Raw genomic sequence first — 18104 nt, forward strand, 5'->3', positions numbered from 1 at the left:
CGCGGGTTTCGGGCTTCACAGCGGCGGTTGCGGCTGTAAACTCCGCGGCAAAGAGTGGCGTCGGCCATCCCTGAATGAGGTAGAGATCCATGCGTGTTCTGCTCGTCGAAGACCATTTGCAACTGGCCGAAAGCGTCGCCCAGGCGCTCAAGAGCACCGGTCTGACCGTGGACGTGTTGCACGATGGCGTGGCCGCCGACCTGGCGCTGGGCAGCGAGGAATACGCAATGGCGATCCTCGATGTCGGCCTGCCGCGCATGGACGGTTTCGAGGTGCTGGCACGCCTGCGCGCACGCGGTAAAAACCTGCCGGTGTTGATGCTGACAGCGCGCAGCGACGTGAAGGATCGAGTCCACGGCTTGAATCTCGGCGCCGACGATTATCTGGCCAAACCGTTCGAATTGACCGAGCTCGAAGCCCGGGTCAAAGCCCTGCTGCGGCGCAGTGTGCTCGGTGGCGAACGTCAGCAGCGCTGCGGCGTGCTGGCCTACGATCTCGACACCCGGCGCTTCAGTCTCGGCGAAGAACTGCTGACCCTGACCTCTCGCGAACAGGCAGTGCTCGAAGCGTTGATCGCCCGCCCGGGACGAGTGATGAGCAAGGAGCAACTGGCGGCACAGGTGTTCGGTCTCGACGAAGAAGCCAGCCCCGATGCCATCGAAATCTACGTGCATCGTCTGCGCAAGAAACTCGACGGTCAACCGGTGGCGATCGTGACCTTCCGTGGCCTTGGTTACCTGCTGGAAAGCCGCGATGCATAAGCCCAGCAGCCTGCGCTGGCGGTTGCTGTGGAACCTCGCGTTGCTGCTGGTGGTGTTGATGCTCGCCAGTGGTCTGAGCGCTTACTGGAACGGGCGCGAAGCTGCCGACACGGCTTATGACCGAACCCTGCTGGCCTCGGCGCGAACCATTGCCGCCGGCCTGTCGCAGCGCGACGGCACCCTCAGCGCCGACGTGCCCTACGTGGCGCTGGACACCTTCGCTTACGACAGCGCCGGGCGGATTTACTACCAGGTCAACGACATCCATCAGAAGCTGATTTCCGGCTACGAAAACCTGCCCGGACCACCACCCGGTACGCCGAGAACCGACGATTATCCAGCGCTCGCGCGCTTCTATAACGCGACCTATCGCGGGCAGAACGTGCGCGTGGTCAGCCTGCTCAAAGCGGTCACCGAACCGAACATGAATGGCATGGCGGAAATCCGTGTCGCCGAAACCGATGAGGCGCGAGTCAGCATGGCCCGCAGTCTGGCGGCCGATACGCTGCTGCGTCTGGGCATGCTCGCGATCGGCGCCTTGTTGCTGGTGTGGTTTGCGGTGAGTGCCGCGCTGCGCCCGCTGGAGCGTTTGCGCACGGCGGTGGAGGAGCGTCAGCCCGATGATTTGCGGCCGCTGCCGCTGGTGGAAGTGCAACATGAATTGTGGCCGCTGGTGCGCGCGCTCAATCACTTCACCGAACGCTTGCGCGGGCAGTTCGAGCGGCAGGCGCAGTTCATCGCCGATGCCGCCCACGAACTGCGCACGCCACTGGCGGCGTTGAAGGCGCGGCTGGAACTTGGGCTGCGTTCGACTGAAGCGGAAACCTGGCGCACAACCCTGGAATCCTCTGCGCAAAGCACTGATCGCCTGACCCATCTGGCCAATCAACTGCTGTCGCTGGCGCGGGTGGAAAACGGTGCCCGGGCGATTGCCGAGGGCGGCGCGCAACTGCTCGATCTGAGTCAGTTGGCCCGCGAGCTGGGCATGGCTATGGCGCCGTTGGCTCATGCGCGCGGGGTCGCGCTGGCTCTGGAGGCGGATGAGCCGGTGTGGCTGCGCGGTGAGCCGACGTTGCTCAATGAGCTGCTGAGCAATCTGGTGGACAACGCACTGGCGCATACGCCACCGGGCGGCAACGTGATTCTGCGGGTCGCGGCGCCGGCGGTGCTTGAGGTTGAAGATGACGGGCCGGGGATTCCCCTGGAAGAGCGTGATCGGGTGTTTGAACGCTTCTATCGGCGCAATCAGCAGGTCGCGGGTTCAGGGTTGGGGCTGGCGATTGTCGGAGAGATCTGCCGGGCGCATCTGGCGCAGATCACCTTGCACGATGGAGAGCAGGCCGGTTTGAAGGTCCGGGTGAGTTTTATTGCCGGATAAATGTGGTTTTGGTGCGGGCCTCTTCGCGAGCAAGCCCGCTCCCACAGGGAATCCACGCCGTACACAAATCCCCTGTGGGAGCGGGCTTGCTCGCGAAGGCCGCGCCGCGGTTCCGGATCAGTAAAACATCGTCCGCGATTCTTCCAGATCCGCGCACAACTCCTTGTTCTCCGGATCGATCCCAAGCTTCCTGAACGCCGGCACGCTGAGCGGGTCAATCCGCGCAATCGGATGATCGCTGTCCTTGTGACAATACAGACTCGCCACCTGCACCAGATCGACGTAATCGAGGTGCGCCGAGTCGCGTTTGAAATCCAGGTACAGCCCCGGCAACGCCACCAGTTGTTCGGGAAATTCCCAGACCCGCAACAGCTTGTCGCCCAGCAGCGGGTGAATGTGGTCAATCACATGGTTGAGGCTGACCGGGTCCGACAGCAGTTCGTAGTGATCTTCGGCGTATGTGAGGATCGGCAATACGCCGATCTGATGCACCAGGCCGCCCAACGCCGCCTGATCAGGTTTGAGTTGGGTGTGCCGACGGCACAGGGCGTAGCTGACGCCGGCGATCTCCAGGCTCTTGCGCCAGACTTCGCGCATCTTCTGTTCGACCACCTCGGAGCGGGCGTGGAAGATCTGTTCCATCACCAGGCCGATCGCCAGGTTGCTGCTGTAGTTCACCCCCAGTCGGGTGATCGCGGTGTGCAGGTCGGTGACTTCCTGGGTCGCGCGCAGCAACGGGCTGTTGACCACTTTGATCAGGCGCGCCGACAGCGCCGTGTCGCGGCCAATCACTTTGCTCAGGTCGCTGACACTGATCTCCGGGTCTTCGGCGGCCTTGCGAATTTGCAGGGCCACTTCCGGTAACGTTGGCAGAACCAGGTCATCGTTATCGATGGCCTCAACCAAATCCTGTTGGACCTTATCTGCCAGCTCGCTCATGTAGATTCTCTAGGGTGTTGCAACAAAAGCTGCGATCAGCGCTGGATTTCGCGGTCGCGATCCAGTTCGTAGGGCAGGTCGAGCAAATGCAGGGCTGGCCCTTCGAGGTCGCCCAGGTGCAGATCACCCGCTTCGGCAGCTTCGGCCTGCAACACCGCCAACAGTTCAATCTTTTCTGCGGCGCGGGCGGCAATCACCACTTCGCCGATGGCGCTGCTGTGGCTTGGGGCGAACAGCGGGGTGCCCGGCTCCGGCAGTTCGCTCGCGTCCAGTTGCACGCGATAAAGACGACGCTTGAGCTTGCCCAGGTACTGCATGCGCGCGACGATTTCCTGGCCGGTGTAGCAACCTTTCTTGAAACTCACGCCACCGACGGCCTGCAGGTTGAGCATCTGCGGGATGAACAACTCGCGGGTGGTCGGCATGACCTGACCGATACCGGCGCGAATCTGCCCCAGCAGCCATTGGTTCAATTCGCCTTCAGGCAGGGCGGCGGACAGTTTGGCCTTGATGGCATCGGCTTGATCGGCCGGTACCCAGAGTTCGGCGCGGTCCGGCGAGACGCGAATCGCGATCAGGCCTGCGTTGCGCACCACGCTGTCGGTTTCGCTTGGCAGGTTCAGACCCAGGCTGGCCAACGCAGCGTCGCCGTGCTCCAGGCCAAAACGCACCCAGGCGGCGCTTTCGTCGGTCAATTTGGATTTGGAGAACACCGCGTACTTTTTCAGATCCGCCAGTTGCGGCTCCAGCAGTTCACTGGCCATTGCCAGCAGCACGCCGTCACCTTCGAGCAGAATGCGGAAGCTCGACTGCATCCGGCCTTTTTGCGTGCAGCGCGCGCCGAGGCTGGCCTGGCTGTCGCTGAGGTAATTGATGTTGCAGGTCAATTGGCCTTGCAGGAATTTGCCGGCATCCACGCCGCGAACCGCGAGTACGCCTTCATGAGACAGGGTGCAGAAAAAAGCAGAATCGGCCATGGGTCATCGCAGGGTAAAAAAGTCTGGGGCACATCATAAGGGCGCGTTGTTGAAATGGGTAGTTGATAAAGGATCGGTGGTGCCCGACCAAAGCCGACTGTGCGACCCGCGCCGGGGCTGTATACTGCGCGCCTATTTGAGGAGGGCTCCATGGTCGAACAAGTTGAACTCAATCGCCTCTTCTGGCACAGCCGCCGCGGCATGCTGGAACTTGACGTGCTGCTGGTGCCGTTCGTGAAAGAGGTCTATCCGCACCTCAACCAGGTCGATCGCGACTTGTATGTCCGTCTGCTGACCTGTGAGGATCAGGACATGTTCGGCTGGTTCATGGAGCGCAGTGAGTCCGAAGACCCTGAGCTGCAGCGCATGGTCCGGATGATCCTGGACCGTGTTCAGCCCAAGTAATACGTTCGAATGCCGCTGGCATGCCTCTCGGCAGTTGCTGGCGGCGTATCTGTTGACCCAGGCGTTCGCGCTGGGTCTGTTGTTTCTTCTGTCGATTCCACTCTGGGCCTGTCTGCTCGGGGCTTTCGCCTGTCTGCTGCACGCCGTGTGGGTGTTGCCACGGCAGATTCTGCTGACGCATCCGCAGGCTTTTTGCCGATTGCGCCGCGATGCCGATGGCTGGCAATTGTGGAATCAGGCGGGCGGCTGGCAAGCAGTCCAGCTGCGCCCTGACAGCCTGGCGTTGCCGTTGATCGTGGTGCTGCGCTTTCGTTTGCGCGGGGAGCGGCGGGTGCGCTCGATCTGTGTACCGCGAGACTCGCAGACAGCGGATGTGCACCGACGCCTGCGAGTGCGGCTCAAGTTCAGCCGGCGTAGGTGGGCGGCACCAGAATAGTGTCGAACGCCTCGGGCAACAGGTTCGGGTAGTCGAGGGTGTAATGCAGACCGCGACTTTCCTTGCGCTCCATGGCAGAGCAGATCATCAGTTCGGCGACTTGCGCCAGATTACGCAGCTCGATCAGGTCGCGGCTGACTTTATAGTTGCTGTAGAACTCGTCGATCTCGTCCAGCAACAGACGCACGCGGTGCTGCGCTCGTTGCAGGCGCTTATTGGTGCGCACGATCCCCACGTAGTCCCACATGAAGCGGCGCAGCTCGTCCCAGTTGTGGGCGATGATCACGTCTTCGTCGGAATCGGTGACCTGGCTGGCGTCCCACTCGGGCAGGGCGGTTGGCGCGGTGACGTCATCCAGTTGTGCAAGGATGTCCGCTGCCGCCGAGCGGGCATAAACGAAGCATTCGAGCAGCGAATTGCTGGCCATGCGATTGGCGCCGTGCAGGCCGGTGAAGCTGGTTTCGCCAATTGCGTACAGCCCCGGCACGTCGGTGCGACCGTGCTGGTCAACCATCACCCCACCACAGGTGTAGTGCGCCGCCGGCACGACCGGGATCGGCTGTTTGGTGATGTCGATGCCGAAACCCAGGCAACGTTCGTAGACGGTCGGGAAGTGGTTTTTGATGAAGGCTTCAGGCTTGTGGCTGATGTCGAGATAGACGCAGTCGACGCCCAGGCGCTTCATTTCATGGTCGATGGCGCGGGCGACGATGTCGCGTGGCGCCAGTTCGGCACGTTTGTCGAAGCGCGGCATGAACCGTTCGCCGTTGGGCAGCTTCAGGTGCGCGCCTTCGCCACGCAAGGCTTCAGTGATCAGGAAACTCTTGGCCTGCGGGTGATACAGGCACGTAGGGTGGAACTGGTTGAATTCCAGGTTCGCCACTCGGCAGCCCGAGCGCCAGGCCATGGCGATGCCGTCACCGCAAGCGCCGTCGGGGTTACTGGTATAGAGGTAGACCTTGGCGGCGCCGCCGGACGCGAGGATCACGAAGCGTGCGCCGTAGGTGTCGACTTCGCCGGTCGCGCGATTCAGCACATAGGCGCCGAGGCAGCGCTCGCCACTCATGCCCAGACGGCGTTCGGTGATCAGATCAACGGCAACTCGCTGCTCCAGCAGTTCGATGTTGCTGCGCTCTCTGGCCTGGGCGAGGAGGGTGGTGAAAATCGCTGCGCCGGTTGCGTCGGCGGCATGGATGATGCGCCGATGGCTGTGGCCGCCTTCGCGAGTCAGGTGGAATTCGAAACCGCCGTCTTCGGTGCCGGACTGTTCGTCGCGGGTGAACGGCACCCCCTGGTCGATCAGCCACTGGATGGCTTCGCGGCTGTGCTCGACGGTAAAACGCACCGCGTCTTCATGGCACAGACCGCCGCCGGCATTCAGGGTGTCGTCGACGTGGGATTCGACAGTATCGGTATCGTCCAGCACGGCAGCGACGCCGCCCTGGGCCCAATAAGTCGAGCCGTTGGCCAGATCACCTTTGCTCAATACGGCAATGCGCAAATGACCCGGCAGGGTCAGCGCGAGACTCAAACCGGCAGCGCCGCTGCCAATCACCAGAACATCGTGTTGAAACTGTTGGCTCATTTCAGGATTCCGCTCAAAGCGACCCGGATCGGGGGTGGCGCAGGACAGCTGGATCGGCGAGTCAAGACAGCCACACAGCCCACTAGTATATAGAGGGGTGGAGCGGCACAATAGCCGGGCCCGTATGGCATTGTGAAACTACTGTGACGACAAAAGCTTGACGTTTCGTCGGACGTTTTTTTCTGTCGTTTTGGGAAAAGGCGACTGTATCGAGGATGAAACAGGCTTTTTCAGCACGCGGTTGCTCAATGTCGCTTCAGCACGGCTATAAATAATTGGAACTTTTGCCAGAGGCCCAAGATCAATAGTCAGTTGCCAGAAGCACGGGACAGTGTCGGCTTCAATGCAGAACCTGCGATTGGGTTTTTGCCGGCGAACCGATGACAAGATTATTCGCGCAGCCGGTTTATCCCGCGCTGCGTTTTTCGTGCGTGCCAAATCAGAGCCCGCAGGAAACTTGCCTGGAGGGGGAGAACTTTTGCGAAAAGCCCGAGTCTATGTTTGCAAGTCTGGTCGTTTAGTTATGCAAGCCTCCTCCATGCTTATCGAGGAGTGTTCATGCTAACCCAGGAAGAGGATCAGCAGCTGGTCGAGCGCGTTCAGCGTGGCGACAAGCGAGCTTTCGATCTGCTGGTGCTGAAATATCAGCACAAAATTCTCGGGTTGATCGTGCGTTTCGTGCACGACACCCATGAAGCCCAGGATGTGGCTCAGGAAGCCTTTATCAAGGCCTACCGAGCGCTAGGAAACTTTCGCGGAGACAGCGCGTTCTATACGTGGCTTTACCGCATTGCCATCAACACGGCAAAGAACTATCTGGTTTCACGCGGCCGCCGGCCGCCGGATAGCGATGTAAGTTCTGAAGATGCAGAGTTCTACGACGGCGATCATGGCCTGAAGGATCTCGAATCGCCGGAACGCGCGTTGCTGCGGGATGAGATCGAAGGCACCGTCCATCGAACCATTCAGCAACTGCCAGAGGATTTACGTACGGCTTTAACTTTACGTGAATTCGATGGTCTGAGTTACGAGGACATTGCGAGCGTCATGCAGTGTCCGGTGGGTACCGTGCGCTCCCGGATTTTCCGCGCCCGGGAGGCCATCGATAAAGCCCTGCAGCCGTTGTTGCAGGAAAACTGAGACAGCGGCGACAGCCAAGAGAGGAACGCCATGAGTCGTGAAGCCCTGCAGGAATCGCTGTCCGCAGTGATGGATAACGAAGCGGACGAACTGGAATTGCGTCGAGTGATCAATGCACTGGACGATGTTGAAACCCGTGAGACCTGGGCTCGTTATCAGATCGCTCGGGCAGCCATGCACAAGGATCTGCTGCTTCCGCGTCTGGACATTGCTGCGGCAGTTTCTGCTGCGCTGGAAGACGAAACGGCTCCAGCCAAAGTATCCCGCGGCCCTTGGCGCAACCTGGGTCGTCTGGCCGTTGCGGCTTCGGTGACCGTTGCGGTACTGGCTGGTGTGCGCCTGTACAACCAGGACGAAATCGCTGGCGTCGAACTGGCCCAGCAGTCCAATCAGCCTTCGCTGGTTGCGCCGCAGGTCAAAGGCCCGGCTGTTCTGGCAGGCTACAAGGAAAGCTCGGAAACTACCGGTCCGATGGCCAACGGCGTCCTGCAAGGTCAGCCAGGCTGGCACGATCAGCGTCTGCCAGGCTATCTGCGTCAGCATGCCCAGCAAGCTGCGTTGAAAGGTACTGAAAGCGCTCTGCCTTATGCGCGTGCAGCAAGCATGGAAAACCGTTAAGGAGGATCATGCGCGCCATACCTCTACTTTCGCTTCTGCTTAGCGGCTGGTTCATTGTTCCAGCCCATGCCGACGAGGCCCAGGACTGGTTGATCCGCCTGGGTCAGGCCGAGCAGCAGCAAAGCTTCCAAGGCACTTTCGTATACGAGCGTAACGGTAGTTTTTCTACCCACAATATCTGGCATCGTGTCCAGAACGGTCAGGTCCGCGAGCGTTTGCTTCAGCTCGACGGCTCGGCTCAGGAAGTCGTGCGTGTTGATGGGCATACTCAATGCGTCAGCGGCACTCTGATTGCGGGGTTGGGAGACTCTCCCAACTCGACCGCTCGTTCGCTTGATCCCCAAAAGCTGAAAAACTGGTATGAGCTTGCCGTCATCGGCAAGTCGCGCGTGGCCGGGCGTGATGCGGTCATTGTATCGCTGACGCCCCGCGACCAGCATCGTTATGGTTTCGAGCTGCATATGGATAAACAGACCGGTTTGCCACTGAAGTCGTTGTTGCTCAACGACAAGGGGCAGCTACTCGAGCGTTTCCAGTTCACCAGCCTCGATACCGCTGATGTCCCGTCGGACAAAGATCTGCAAGCTGGCACCGAGTGCAAGGCCGTCACTATTGATAGTGACAAGGCCTCTGCCGTGAAAACGGCTCAGGTCTGGCATTCCGACTGGCTGCCTCCGGGTTTTGTGCTGACCAGCAGCACTTCACACAAAGATTCTGAAACCAAGACTCAAGTCAGTAGCCTGATGTATGACGACGGGCTGGCACGGTTTTCGGTATTTCTTGAGCCGTTGAACGGTGCAACAGTGACCGATACCCGCACGCAGTTGGGGCCAACTGTCGCTGTTTCCCGCCGCCTCACTACGCCTGAGGGCGAGATGATGGTGACGGTGGTCGGCGAAATTCCAATCGGCACGGCCGAGAGGATTGCCCTTTCGATGCGCAACGATGGCGCTGCAACCAGCAAGCAGTGAGCTGATTTCAGTCATTTCCACTTCTTCTTCGAGACGTAGATGAAATGTTTGCTCAGCATTTTCATTTGCAAATCACCCGAAAGTTTTTTATAGGTCAGAGCCTCACGGCTCTGGCCTTGTCTGTTGTTCCCGGAACAAAAATACCGGCCCGCGGTTCCCGGTGTTCCTTGCTCCATATCGCTTAACCCTGCTCGTCGTAACGGGAGCTGTATGTCGATACTTAGCTTGAAGTCTTATCTCTCCATTTTCGCCACCGTGCTGGTGCTGGGTCAGGCTGTCCCCGCTGTCCAGGCGGCCGACCTGCCGGATTTCACCCAACTGGTTGAACAGGCCTCGCCTGCAGTGGTGAACATCAGTACCACGCAGAAGCTGCCGGACCGCAAGGTGAACCAGCAGATGCCTGACCTGGAAGGCTTGCCGCCGATGTTGCGCGAGTTCTTCGAGCGTGGCATGCCGCCTCAGCAGCGTTCGCCGCGCGGCGATCGTCAGCGTGAAGCGCAATCGCTCGGTTCGGGCTTCATCATTTCCTCCGATGGCTACATCCTGACCAACAACCATGTGATTGCCGATGCCGACGAAATCCTCGTGCGTCTGGCTGATCGCAGTGAAATGAAAGCCAAGCTGATCGGAACTGACCCGCGCTCCGACGTGGCCTTGCTGAAGATCGATGGCAAGGATCTGCCGGTGCTCAAGCTTGGCAAGTCCCAGGACCTGAAGGCGGGTCAGTGGGTTGTAGCGATCGGTTCGCCGTTCGGCTTTGACCACACCGTGACCCAAGGCATTGTCAGCGCCGTCGGCCGTAGCCTGCCGAACGAAAACTACGTGCCGTTCATCCAGACCGACGTGCCGATCAACCCGGGTAACTCCGGTGGCCCGCTGTTCAACCTGAACGGTGAAGTGGTCGGGATCAACTCGCAGATCTACACCCGTTCCGGTGGCTTCATGGGTGTGTCGTTCGCCATTCCGATCGACGTGGCGATGGACGTTTCCAATCAGCTGAAAAGCGGTGGCAAAGTCAGCCGCGGCTGGCTGGGTGTGGTCATCCAGGAAGTGAACAAGGATCTGGCCGAGTCGTTCGGTCTTGATAAGCCGGCCGGTGCGCTGGTTGCGCAGATTCAGGATGACGGTCCGGCAGCCAAGGGTGGCCTGCAAGTGGGCGACGTGATCCTGAGCATGAACGGTCAGCCGATCGTCATGTCCGCCGACCTGCCACACTTGGTCGGTGCGCTGAAAGCGGGCGCCAAGGCCAGCCTCGAAGTGATCCGTGACGGCAAGCGCAAGAATGTCGAGTTGACTGTCGGCGCGATTCCGGATGAGGACAAAGAGCTGGCTGCACTGCCGAAGTCGGGTGCGGAAAGCAGCAGCAACCGCCTCGGCGTTTCGGTGGCGGAACTGACCGCTGAGCAGAAGAAAACCTACGACCTCAAGGGCGGAGTGGTGATCAAGGAAGTTCAGGACGGTCCTGCGGCTTTGATCGGTCTGCAACCGGGTGACGTGATTACTCACCTCAACAACCAGGCCATCGGCTCCACCAAGGAGTTCACCGAGATCGCCAAGGCGCTGCCGAAGAATCGTTCGGTGTCGATGCGCGTTCTGCGTGAAGGTCGTGCGAGCTTCATCACCTTCAAACTGGCTGAATAACCCGGTTGCGGTGAAATAAAAACCGCCTCGAAAGAGGCGGTTTTTTTATGCCTGAAATTTTTATGTCGCTGATGAAAACTCAGCCCATCATGTCCTTGATCATGCGCTCCTGCTCCATCAGCTCGCGCTGGCGTGCATCGATCCGCGAGGACAGCGGGAAGTTGCTGCCCGCCTTGCGCTTGGCAAAATCAAGCTGCTGGATCGCCTGACGATAATCGCCGACCAGCGCGAAGTACTCGGCGCGGGCCTGGTGCAGACCAATGATGTTGCCGGACAGACCACGGGTTTCGGCGACCTGATACCACACGTCCGGATCGTTCGGACGGGATTTGAGCAAGCTGTCGAGAGCTTTCTCGGCGTCGGCGGTGCGATTCTGTTTCAGCAACAGATCGACCCGAACCTGATTCAGTGGGTAGTTGCCCGGATATTGCGTGAGCATCCGGTCAACCCGCGTTTGCGCATCCGGCAGGCGGTTATTGGTAATGTCCAGGTCGATCTGCGCGAGGTTGTAGATGATCTCGTTGGGCGACTTGGCCAGCAACTGTTTGAGGTTCTCCCTGGCTTCATTGAGCTGGCCGCCCTTGATCTGAGCGATCGCCAGGCCGTAGCGCGCCACGTCGTTTTTCGGATTCTCATCCAGTTGTGCACGGAAGCGCTTGGCGCCCAGTCCCGGGGTTTCTTCGTAGATCAGCTGTACGCGGGCGCGGATCAACTGATAGCGCATGCTGTCTTCAATGCCGCCCGCTGGCGCTTGTTCTGCGCGGTTACGGGTGTCGGCGATACGCGATTCGGTCACCGGGTGAGTCAGCAGAAATTCTGGCGGCTTGGCGTCGAAGCGGTATTGGCGCATCAGACGTTCGAACATGGTCGGCATCGAGCGCGGGTCGTATCCGGCCTTTTCCAGGTTGAGGATGCCGATACGGTCGGCTTCCTGCTCGTTCTGGCGCGAGAAGGTACGCTGCGACTGAATGGCTGCGGCCTGAGTGCCGGCGATGGTCGCGATCCCGGCATCACCGCCACCGGCGGCGGCAATCACGATCCCGGCGAGCAGCGCCGCCATCATCGGCACCTGCATCCGCTGCGAAGCTTCTACACCGCGCGCGAAGTGGCGCTGTGACAAGTGAGCCAGTTCGTGGGCCAGTACCGAGGCATATTCGCCTTCAGTCTGCGCGTTGAGGAACAGGCCACCGTTGACCCCGACCACGCCACCCGGCGCCGCGAAAGCGTTGAGTTGCGGGCTGTTGATCAGAATGAATTCCAGGCGACGATCGGTCACCTGGCTGGTTTCCACCAGCTTGTAGACGCTGGATTCGACGTAGTCTTTGAGCTGCGGATCGTTGAGCTGTGCAACCTGACTACGCAACATGGCCAGCCAGGCGCGGCCCAACTGGTATTCCTGTTGCGGAGAGACAATGGCAGAACTGGCGTCGCCAAGTGACGGCAGATCGTCGGCAAAGCCCGGTGAGGCGAGCAGGCAAGCGAGCGTCAGCAGGGTAGGGCGCAGAAATGTCATGCACAAAGCCTTAGAAGACAAAGACCTTACTGTAGCCGGACACCGGGCTTGCGACCAGATATTCTAGGCGCCTCAACCACCTGAACCGGAGTGACGCAATGACCGACGCTGTAGCCCATGACTGTGAATTGGACGCCAGTGGCCTGAATTGCCCGTTGCCGTTGCTCAAGGCCAAGATGGAACTCAACAAGTTGCCCAGCGGCGCGGTGCTCAAGGTGATCGCCACGGACGCGGGTTCGCAGCGCGACTTCCGCACCTTTGCCCGTCTGGCCGGTCATACGCTGCTGCGCGAAGAAGACGAAGCGGGCGTCTACCGTTACTGGTTGAAAAAAGCCTGAAACCGACAGCGTAAAAGACCTAAGGATTATTGATGTTCAAAGTGTTACGCGACTGGATTCAGCGCTACTTTTCCGACGAAGAAGCGGTGGTGCTGGCGGTGCTGCTGTTTCTCGCCTTTACCGCGGTGCTCACGCTCGGTGGCATGCTCGCGCCGGTATTGGCCGGGATGGTGCTGGCGTATCTGATGCAGGGGCTGGTACTCGCACTGGAGCGTATGCGCGTGCCTGGCGCGGCGGCGGTGGGGCTGGTGTTTGCGCTGTTCATGGGCGTGTTGCTGGTGTTCATCGTGGTGGTCTTGCCGTTGCTGTGGCATCAGTTGATCACGCTGTTCAACGAATTGCCGGGGATGCTGGCCAAATGGCAGTCGCTGCTGCTGTTGCTGCCCGAGCGCTATCCGCATCTGGTCTCTGACGAGCAGGTGCTGCAGGCCATCGAAGCGGCGCGTGGCGAAATCGGCAAGTTCGGCCAATGGGCGCTGACCTTTTCCCTGTCGAGCCTGCCGCTGCTGGTCAACATCATGATCTATCTGGTGCTGGTGCCGATTCTGGTGTTCTTCTTTCTCAAGGATCGGGCCATGATCGGCGAGTGGGTGCGCGGCTATCTGCCCCGTGAGCGAGCGCTGATCACCCGCGTGGCGCAGGAAATGAACCGGCAGATCGCCAACTACATTCGCGGCAAGGTCATCGAGATCGTGATCTGTGGCGGCGTGACCTACATCGCCTTCGTCGCGCTTGGCCTCAACTATGCGGCGCTGCTGGCGTTGCTGGTCGGGGTATCGGTGGTGGTGCCGTACGTCGGCGCGGTGGTGGTGACCGTGCCGGTGTTACTGATCGCGCTGTTCCAGTGGGGTTGGAGCGATCAGTTCATCTATCTGATGGCGGTCTACGGGATCATTCAAACGCTGGATGGCAACGTGCTGGTGCCGTTGCTGTTTTCCGAGGCAGTCAACCTGCACCCGGTGGCCATCATCTGCGCGGTGCTGTTGTTTGGCGGGTTGTGGGGGTTCTGGGGCGTGTTCTTCGCGATTCCGCTGGCGACGCTGTTCAAGGCCGTGCTGGATGCGTGGCCGCGCAAGGAGCCGGTTGTCGCTCCGCTGCTGTAGCGGTTGAGCCAGATTTTAGATGAAGGCTATTCGCGAGCAGGCTCGCTCCCACATTGGATCTGTGCCGTTCACAAGTTCAATGTGGGAGCGAGCCTGCTCGCGAAGGCGTCAATGAGGGCGACGCAAAACCTTCAGGCTTTATTCAAGGCCTGAGCCGCAGCCAGCACCGCATCCACATGCCCCGGCACTTTCACGCCGCGCCATTCCTGACGCAGTACACCGTTCTTGTCGATCAGGAACGTGCTGCGATCAACGCCCAGATATTCCTTGCCATACAGTTTCTTCAGCTTGATCACGTCGAACAGCTGGCAGACGGCTTCGTCCTTGTCGCTGATCAGCTCGAACGGAAATTCCTGCTTGCATTTGAAGTTCTCGTGAGACTTCAGGCTGTCGCGGGAGATACCGAAAATCTCGGTATTAGCGGCCTGGAACGCCGCGTACTGGTCACGAAAACCCTGGCCTTCGGTGGTGCAGCCGGGGGTGCTGTCCTTCGGATAGAAGTAGATCACCACTTGCTTGCCCTTCAGGGCGGACAAGCTGACGGTCTGCCCGCTGGTGGCAGGTGCGTCGAAATCCGCAACCGGTTGGTCGATGACAACGGCCATGAAAGCTTCCTTACATTGGGTTTTGTGGGCGCCAAGGTTCGATCAGCGCATCCAGGTTCATCGCGTCGGCGAAGTCCAGGAACTGGTCGCGCAGCCAGCTGATCTGGGTGCCGGCCGGCAGCGTTACGGTGAACGTGGCGTTGAGCATGGTGCCGCCAGTCTGCGGGGCCTGATAGGTATCGCAGGTCAGGTTTTCCAGCTCGACGTTGTGATCCATGAAGAACTGGCACAGCTCATTGATGATGTCCGGGCGATACGCCGAGCTGACATAAGCCACGTACGGCAGGGCCTGTGGACGATTTTCCAGGGCCGCACTGCGCACCACGTTGACGGTAAATGCGTGGCGCTTGGCCAGGGTCGGCAGGCTGCCTTCGAGGCGGGCCAGCGCGTCCCAGCTGCCGGAGATTTCCAGCACCAGGGCGCTGCATTCGCCATGGCGAGTCAGGCGGGAGGTGACGACGGCGCAGCGATTTTCATGGCTGGCGCGGCACAGGACGTTAGTCAGCTCCATGGGGTTGGCGCCAAGGGCACTGATGACAAGGAATTGTTCGCGAACTGTGGGGGTGGACATGCAGCATTCCTAAAGCGATGAGCGGTCGGTAGGTCGATGGGCGTTGGCCGTCGGGAAGCGTCTGCGCGTGCCCGTTCAGAAAGCCCCGGGCCGTGGCTCGCAATTCGCTCCAATAAAGGCGGAGCGTGCAGCAGCGACACTGGAACGGGGCCTGGGAGGCCGAAAGGGGAGGCTGGAACCCGGCGTACAAGCTGATCTGTACCGATCAAAGTCTGAAGGGTAGCGAAAACCGACGCCAAGGGGAATGGCGGCGCAGTACTTCGCTTGTGCAAGCATCTTGGCGCCAGTACCATTACCGCTCTCTTTTTCCGGCAGGAGCGGTTTCATGATTGCGGGCAGTATGGTGGCACTGGTCACTCCCATGGATGCACAAGGGCGTCTTGACTGGGACAGCCTCAGCAAACTCGTGGACTTCCATCTCAAGAACGGCACCCATGCCATTGTCGCGGTCGGTACTACCGGCGAGTCGGCGACCCTTGATGTAGAAGAACACATCGCCGTCATCAAAGCCGTGGTCAAACAGGTAGCCGGGCGCATTCCGGTGATCGCCGGTACCGGCGCCAACTCGACCCGCGAAGCCGTCGAGCTGACCCGCAACGCCAAGGAAGCCGGCGCCGACGCCTGCCTGCTGGTAGTTCCGTACTACAACAAGCCGACCCAGGAAGGCCTGTACCAGCACTTCAAGCACATTGCCGAAGCCGTCGACATTCCACAGATTCTCTACAACGTTCCCGGCCGCACCTCCTGCGACATGCAGGCCGAGACCGTAATTCGCCTGTCCAGCGTGCCGAACATCATCGGCATCAAGGAAGCCACCGGCGACCTGAAACGCGCCAAAGCCATCATCGACGGCGTGAGCAAGGACTTCATCGTGCTGTCCGGCGATGATCCGACCGCGGTTGAGCTGATCCTGCTGGGCGGCAAAGGCAACATCTCCGTAACGGCCAACGTCGCCCCGCGCGAAATGGCTGACCTGTGCGAGGCCGCGTTGAAAGGCGACGCCGAGACCGCACGGGCGATCAACGAAAAATTGATGCCGCTGCACAAGGACCTGTTCATCGAAGCCAACCCGATTCCGGTGAAGTGGGCTTTGGTTGAAATGGGCCTGATGCACGAAGGCATCCGCCTGCCGTTGACCTGGCTGAGCGCTCCTTGTCATGAAACGCTTCGCACGGCCCTGCGCCAGTGCAGCGTCCTGGTTTAATTGAGGAAGTACAACGCATGAAGCGAATGGCCGGACTTTCCGCACTTGCCTTGATTATCTCCAGCACCAGTGGCTGCGGATGGGTCTGGGGCCCGGAAGGTTATTTCCGTGACCGTGGTAGCGATTACCTGGAAGCGCAACAGACTGCACCGATGCAACTGCCACCGAATGTCAGCACCTCCAAGCGTCTGGATCCGCTGTTGCCGATCCCGCGCAACGTGGCTGATGACACGGCGAAGGGCGAATACGTGGTACCGCGCCCGCAACCGCTGACGGCGGTTGCCGAGGCGACCGACTACTCGCTGCAGAAGAGCGGTGACTCGCGTTGGGTCGTGGCCCAGCACCCGCCGGCCGAAGTCTGGCCAGTGGCGGTACAGTTCTTCCAGGACAATGGTTTCCGGCTGGATGAACAGCGTCCGCAAACCGGCGAATTCACCACCACCTGGCAGCATTCCGACGAACTGTCCGCCGCCATGGCCAAGCGCCTGAGCGCCGCCGGTGTCGGTGCCGACAGCGAAACCCGCGTGCGGGTGCGTATCGAGCCAGGCGTGCAGCGCAACACCAGTGAAATCTACGTGGTCAGCGCCGAGCGTCCTGCCGGCAGCACCGCCGACGTCGATTTCACCAACCGTTCGGTCAACACTGGCCTGGACGCAGCGCTGGTCGACGACATGCTCGCGAGCATGAGCCGGATCTCCGAGAAGGGTGGTTCGGTGTCGATGCTGGCTTCGCGTGACTTCGATACCCCGAGCCGTGTCAGCCTCAGCGAAGACGGCAGCGGCAACCCGGTGCTGAACGTCGGTCCTGACCTCGATCGTGCCTGGTCGAGCGTCGGTCGTGCGCTGGAGCAAGGTCAGTGGCGCGTTGAAGACATCAACCGCAGCCTGGGCCTGTACTACATCAACCTGGCCGAGAAAGCCGAGAAGAAAGACGACAAGCCTGGTTTCTTCAGCAGCCTGTTCGGCAGTGCGCCGACCAAGGAAGAAGTTGAAGCCCGCGCCGAGCGTTATCAGGTTCGCCTGAGCAAGGTCGGTGAGAACGTTCAGGTGACCGTAGAGAAGAACATCAATACCGTTGCGCCGGCCGATGTGGCGCGCAAAGTGTTGAGCGTGATTCAGGACAACCTGGGCTGATCACATGCGCTTTGCCGTTCTCGGCAGCGGTAGCCAAGGGAACGGCACGCTGATCGCCAGCGCTGATACCTATGTGCTGGTGGATTGTGGTTTTTCCCTGCGGGAAACCGAAAAACGCCTGTTGCGTCTGGGGGTTCACCCGGCGCAACTGAGCGCGATACTCGTAACCCACGAACATGCCGACCACGTGCATGGCGTGGGTTTGCTGTCTCGGCGCTACAATCTGCCGGTCTACCTCAGTCGCGGCACACTGCGCGGGATGCGCAAACCGATCGAACCCGCAGGCTATCTGGCCGGCGGCGAGCAGCTGCAGATCGGCGCTCTGAACATCGGGGTCATTGCCGTGGCCCATGATGCGCAGGAGCCGACCCAGTACGTATTCAGTGATAACGAGCAGCGGCGCTTCGGCCTGCTGACCGACCTGGGTTCCTATTGCGAGCGGGTGCTGGACGGCTATCGGGATCTCGATGCGTTGATGATCGAGTCCAACCATTGCCGCGACATGCTGGCCCGTGGTCACTATCCGTACTTTCTCAAGCAACGGGTGGGCGGCGAGCTGGGACATTTGAACAACCATCAGGCGGCATTCCTGGTGGCCGAGTTGGGGTGGCAGGGCTTGCAGCATCTGGTTCTCGCCCACCTGAGCAGCAAGAACAATCTGCCGCAGCTGGCCCGGCAATGTTTCGTCGACACCCTCGGGTGCGACCCGGACTGGCTGCAACTGGCCGATCAAGATTCAGGGCTCGACTGGCGCCATATCGCCTAGCCCATCTACTTAGCAAGCGG

The 18104-nt window shown here is 60.4% G+C and carries 19 protein-coding genes; 13 read left to right on the forward strand and 6 right to left on the reverse strand.

What is annotated here, in order from left to right:
• The first annotated feature begins 89 nt into the window (after nucleotides 1-89).
• Nucleotides 90-761 (forward strand): response regulator, encoded by a 672-nt coding sequence (locus H043_RS0127290; protein WP_003222545.1) that lies wholly within the window; start codon nucleotides 90-92, stop codon nucleotides 759-761.
• Nucleotides 754-2139 carry a sensor histidine kinase gene (locus H043_RS0127295; RefSeq protein WP_027614456.1) on the forward strand — a complete coding sequence of 462 codons (1386 nt, stop codon included), beginning with the start codon at nucleotides 754-756 and terminating at the stop codon, nucleotides 2137-2139. The genes H043_RS0127290 and H043_RS0127295 overlap by 8 nt, the downstream gene beginning before the upstream one ends.
• Before the next feature lie 117 nt (nucleotides 2140-2256).
• Here the strand turns inward: H043_RS0127295 and H043_RS0127300 are convergent, their stop codons facing one another.
• A complete protein-coding gene (locus tag H043_RS0127300) occupies nucleotides 2257-3078 on the reverse strand; it encodes an HDOD domain-containing protein (protein WP_027614457.1) in 822 nt (273 codons plus the stop codon).
• A gap of 35 nt (nucleotides 3079-3113) precedes the next feature.
• Nucleotides 3114-4055 (reverse strand): folate-binding protein YgfZ, encoded by a 942-nt coding sequence (locus tag H043_RS0127305; protein WP_027614458.1) that lies wholly within the window; start codon nucleotides 4053-4055, stop codon nucleotides 3114-3116.
• 150 nt (nucleotides 4056-4205) lie between these two features.
• On the opposite strand from H043_RS0127305, the gene H043_RS0127310 reads away from it, so the two are divergent.
• Complete coding sequence (locus tag H043_RS0127310; protein WP_003222550.1) at nucleotides 4206-4460, forward strand: succinate dehydrogenase assembly factor 2; 255 nt, start codon at nucleotides 4206-4208, stop codon at nucleotides 4458-4460.
• Nucleotides 4444-4896, forward strand: a complete 453-nt coding sequence (locus tag H043_RS0127315; RefSeq protein WP_027614459.1) for a protein YgfX — start codon at nucleotides 4444-4446, stop codon at nucleotides 4894-4896. The genes H043_RS0127310 and H043_RS0127315 overlap by 17 nt, the downstream gene beginning before the upstream one ends.
• Here H043_RS0127315 and nadB read toward each other — a convergent pair.
• Entirely contained in the window at nucleotides 4865-6481 is a 1617-nt protein-coding gene (gene nadB, locus H043_RS0127320; protein WP_027614460.1) for an L-aspartate oxidase, read from the reverse strand. The genes H043_RS0127315 and nadB overlap by 32 nt on opposite strands.
• Nucleotides 6482-7039: 558 nt before the next feature.
• On the opposite strand from nadB, the gene rpoE reads away from it, so the two are divergent.
• The 4 genes from rpoE to H043_RS0127340 all read left to right on the forward strand — a co-directional run bounded on the left by rpoE (nucleotide 7040) and on the right by H043_RS0127340 (nucleotide 10851).
• A complete protein-coding gene (rpoE, locus tag H043_RS0127325; protein ID WP_003172477.1) occupies nucleotides 7040-7621 on the forward strand; it encodes an RNA polymerase sigma factor RpoE in 582 nt (193 codons plus the stop codon).
• Nucleotides 7622-7651: 30 nt separating this feature from the next.
• A complete protein-coding gene (locus tag H043_RS0127330; protein WP_003222558.1) occupies nucleotides 7652-8239 on the forward strand; it encodes a sigma-E factor negative regulatory protein in 588 nt (195 codons plus the stop codon).
• A gap of 8 nt (nucleotides 8240-8247) precedes the next feature.
• Complete coding sequence (locus H043_RS0127335) at nucleotides 8248-9210, forward strand: MucB/RseB C-terminal domain-containing protein (protein WP_027614461.1); 963 nt, start codon at nucleotides 8248-8250, stop codon at nucleotides 9208-9210.
• A gap of 210 nt (nucleotides 9211-9420) precedes the next feature.
• Nucleotides 9421-10851, forward strand: coding sequence for a DegQ family serine endoprotease (locus H043_RS0127340; RefSeq protein WP_027614462.1), 1431 nt, complete (start codon nucleotides 9421-9423; stop codon nucleotides 10849-10851).
• A gap of 79 nt (nucleotides 10852-10930) precedes the next feature.
• Here H043_RS0127340 and H043_RS0127345 read toward each other — a convergent pair whose 3' ends face one another.
• The gene (locus tag H043_RS0127345; RefSeq protein WP_007963277.1) at nucleotides 10931-12364 is read right to left on the reverse strand and encodes a M48 family metalloprotease; all 1434 of its coding nucleotides are present in this window, start codon (nucleotides 12362-12364) and stop codon (nucleotides 10931-10933) included.
• Nucleotides 12365-12462: 98 nt separating this feature from the next.
• Between H043_RS0127345 and H043_RS0127350 the strand changes: the two genes are divergently transcribed.
• Both H043_RS0127350 and H043_RS0127355 read left to right on the forward strand, forming a co-directional pair.
• A complete protein-coding gene (locus tag H043_RS0127350; protein ID WP_007963279.1) occupies nucleotides 12463-12702 on the forward strand; it encodes a sulfurtransferase TusA family protein in 240 nt (79 codons plus the stop codon).
• Nucleotides 12703-12734: 32 nt separating this feature from the next.
• Nucleotides 12735-13805, forward strand: a complete 1071-nt coding sequence (locus H043_RS0127355; protein ID WP_027614463.1) for an AI-2E family transporter — start codon at nucleotides 12735-12737, stop codon at nucleotides 13803-13805.
• 131 nt (nucleotides 13806-13936) lie between these two features.
• Here the strand turns inward: H043_RS0127355 and H043_RS0127360 are convergent, their stop codons facing one another.
• Nucleotides 13937-14410 (reverse strand): peroxiredoxin, encoded by a 474-nt coding sequence (locus H043_RS0127360; protein ID WP_027614464.1) that lies wholly within the window; start codon nucleotides 14408-14410, stop codon nucleotides 13937-13939.
• Nucleotides 14411-14420: 10 nt separating this feature from the next.
• Nucleotides 14421-14981 carry a glycine cleavage system protein R gene (locus H043_RS0127365; RefSeq protein ID WP_007963284.1) on the reverse strand — a complete coding sequence of 187 codons (561 nt, stop codon included), beginning with the start codon at nucleotides 14979-14981 and terminating at the stop codon, nucleotides 14421-14423.
• A gap of 325 nt (nucleotides 14982-15306) precedes the next feature.
• Between H043_RS0127365 and dapA the strand changes: the two genes are divergently transcribed.
• Genes dapA through H043_RS0127380 form a run of 3 tightly spaced genes read left to right on the forward strand, consistent with a single transcriptional unit; the run spans nucleotide 15307 to nucleotide 18084 of the window.
• Nucleotides 15307-16185, forward strand: a complete 879-nt coding sequence (dapA, locus tag H043_RS0127370; protein WP_027614465.1) for a 4-hydroxy-tetrahydrodipicolinate synthase — start codon at nucleotides 15307-15309, stop codon at nucleotides 16183-16185.
• Between the two features lie 17 nt (nucleotides 16186-16202).
• Nucleotides 16203-17318 carry an outer membrane protein assembly factor BamC gene (gene bamC, locus H043_RS0127375; RefSeq protein WP_027614466.1) on the forward strand — a complete coding sequence of 372 codons (1116 nt, stop codon included), beginning with the start codon at nucleotides 16203-16205 and terminating at the stop codon, nucleotides 17316-17318.
• A gap of 4 nt (nucleotides 17319-17322) precedes the next feature.
• On the forward strand, nucleotides 17323-18084 hold the full coding sequence (locus H043_RS0127380) for an MBL fold metallo-hydrolase (RefSeq protein WP_027614467.1): 762 nt from the start codon (nucleotides 17323-17325) through the stop codon (nucleotides 18082-18084).
• Nucleotides 18085-18104: the final 20 nt, after the last annotated feature.

This window comes from Pseudomonas sp. URIL14HWK12:I6, assembly GCF_000514195.1.
GTDB lineage: Bacteria > Pseudomonadota > Gammaproteobacteria > Pseudomonadales > Pseudomonadaceae > Aquipseudomonas > Aquipseudomonas putida_A.

What these genes read in the sequence shown, in the direction of transcription:
- H043_RS0127290 (WP_003222545.1), top strand. Translation starts at nt 90, where the DNA reads ATGCGTGTTCTGCTCGTCGAAGACCATTTGCAACTGGCCGAAAGCGTC.
- H043_RS0127295 (WP_027614456.1), top strand. Translation starts at nt 754, where the DNA reads ATGCATAAGCCCAGCAGCCTGCGCTGGCGGTTGCTGTGGAACCTCGCG.
- H043_RS0127300 (WP_027614457.1), bottom strand. Translation starts at nt 3,078, where the DNA reads ATGAGCGAGCTGGCAGATAAGGTCCAACAGGATTTGGTTGAGGCCATC.
- H043_RS0127305 (WP_027614458.1), bottom strand. Translation starts at nt 4,055, where the DNA reads ATGGCCGATTCTGCTTTTTTCTGCACCCTGTCTCATGAAGGCGTACTC.
- H043_RS0127310 (WP_003222550.1), top strand. Translation starts at nt 4,206, where the DNA reads ATGGTCGAACAAGTTGAACTCAATCGCCTCTTCTGGCACAGCCGCCGC.
- nadB (WP_027614460.1), bottom strand. Translation starts at nt 6,481, where the DNA reads ATGAGCCAACAGTTTCAACACGATGTTCTGGTGATTGGCAGCGGCGCT.
- rpoE (WP_003172477.1), top strand. Translation starts at nt 7,040, where the DNA reads ATGCTAACCCAGGAAGAGGATCAGCAGCTGGTCGAGCGCGTTCAGCGT.
- H043_RS0127330 (WP_003222558.1), top strand. Translation starts at nt 7,652, where the DNA reads ATGAGTCGTGAAGCCCTGCAGGAATCGCTGTCCGCAGTGATGGATAAC.
- H043_RS0127335 (WP_027614461.1), top strand. Translation starts at nt 8,248, where the DNA reads ATGCGCGCCATACCTCTACTTTCGCTTCTGCTTAGCGGCTGGTTCATT.
- H043_RS0127340 (WP_027614462.1), top strand. Translation starts at nt 9,421, where the DNA reads ATGTCGATACTTAGCTTGAAGTCTTATCTCTCCATTTTCGCCACCGTG.
- H043_RS0127345 (WP_007963277.1), bottom strand. Translation starts at nt 12,364, where the DNA reads ATGACATTTCTGCGCCCTACCCTGCTGACGCTCGCTTGCCTGCTCGCC.
- H043_RS0127350 (WP_007963279.1), top strand. Translation starts at nt 12,463, where the DNA reads ATGACCGACGCTGTAGCCCATGACTGTGAATTGGACGCCAGTGGCCTG.
- H043_RS0127355 (WP_027614463.1), top strand. Translation starts at nt 12,735, where the DNA reads ATGTTCAAAGTGTTACGCGACTGGATTCAGCGCTACTTTTCCGACGAA.
- H043_RS0127360 (WP_027614464.1), bottom strand. Translation starts at nt 14,410, where the DNA reads ATGGCCGTTGTCATCGACCAACCGGTTGCGGATTTCGACGCACCTGCC.
- H043_RS0127365 (WP_007963284.1), bottom strand. Translation starts at nt 14,981, where the DNA reads ATGTCCACCCCCACAGTTCGCGAACAATTCCTTGTCATCAGTGCCCTT.
- dapA (WP_027614465.1), top strand. Translation starts at nt 15,307, where the DNA reads ATGATTGCGGGCAGTATGGTGGCACTGGTCACTCCCATGGATGCACAA.
- bamC (WP_027614466.1), top strand. Translation starts at nt 16,203, where the DNA reads ATGAAGCGAATGGCCGGACTTTCCGCACTTGCCTTGATTATCTCCAGC.
- H043_RS0127380 (WP_027614467.1), top strand. Translation starts at nt 17,323, where the DNA reads ATGCGCTTTGCCGTTCTCGGCAGCGGTAGCCAAGGGAACGGCACGCTG.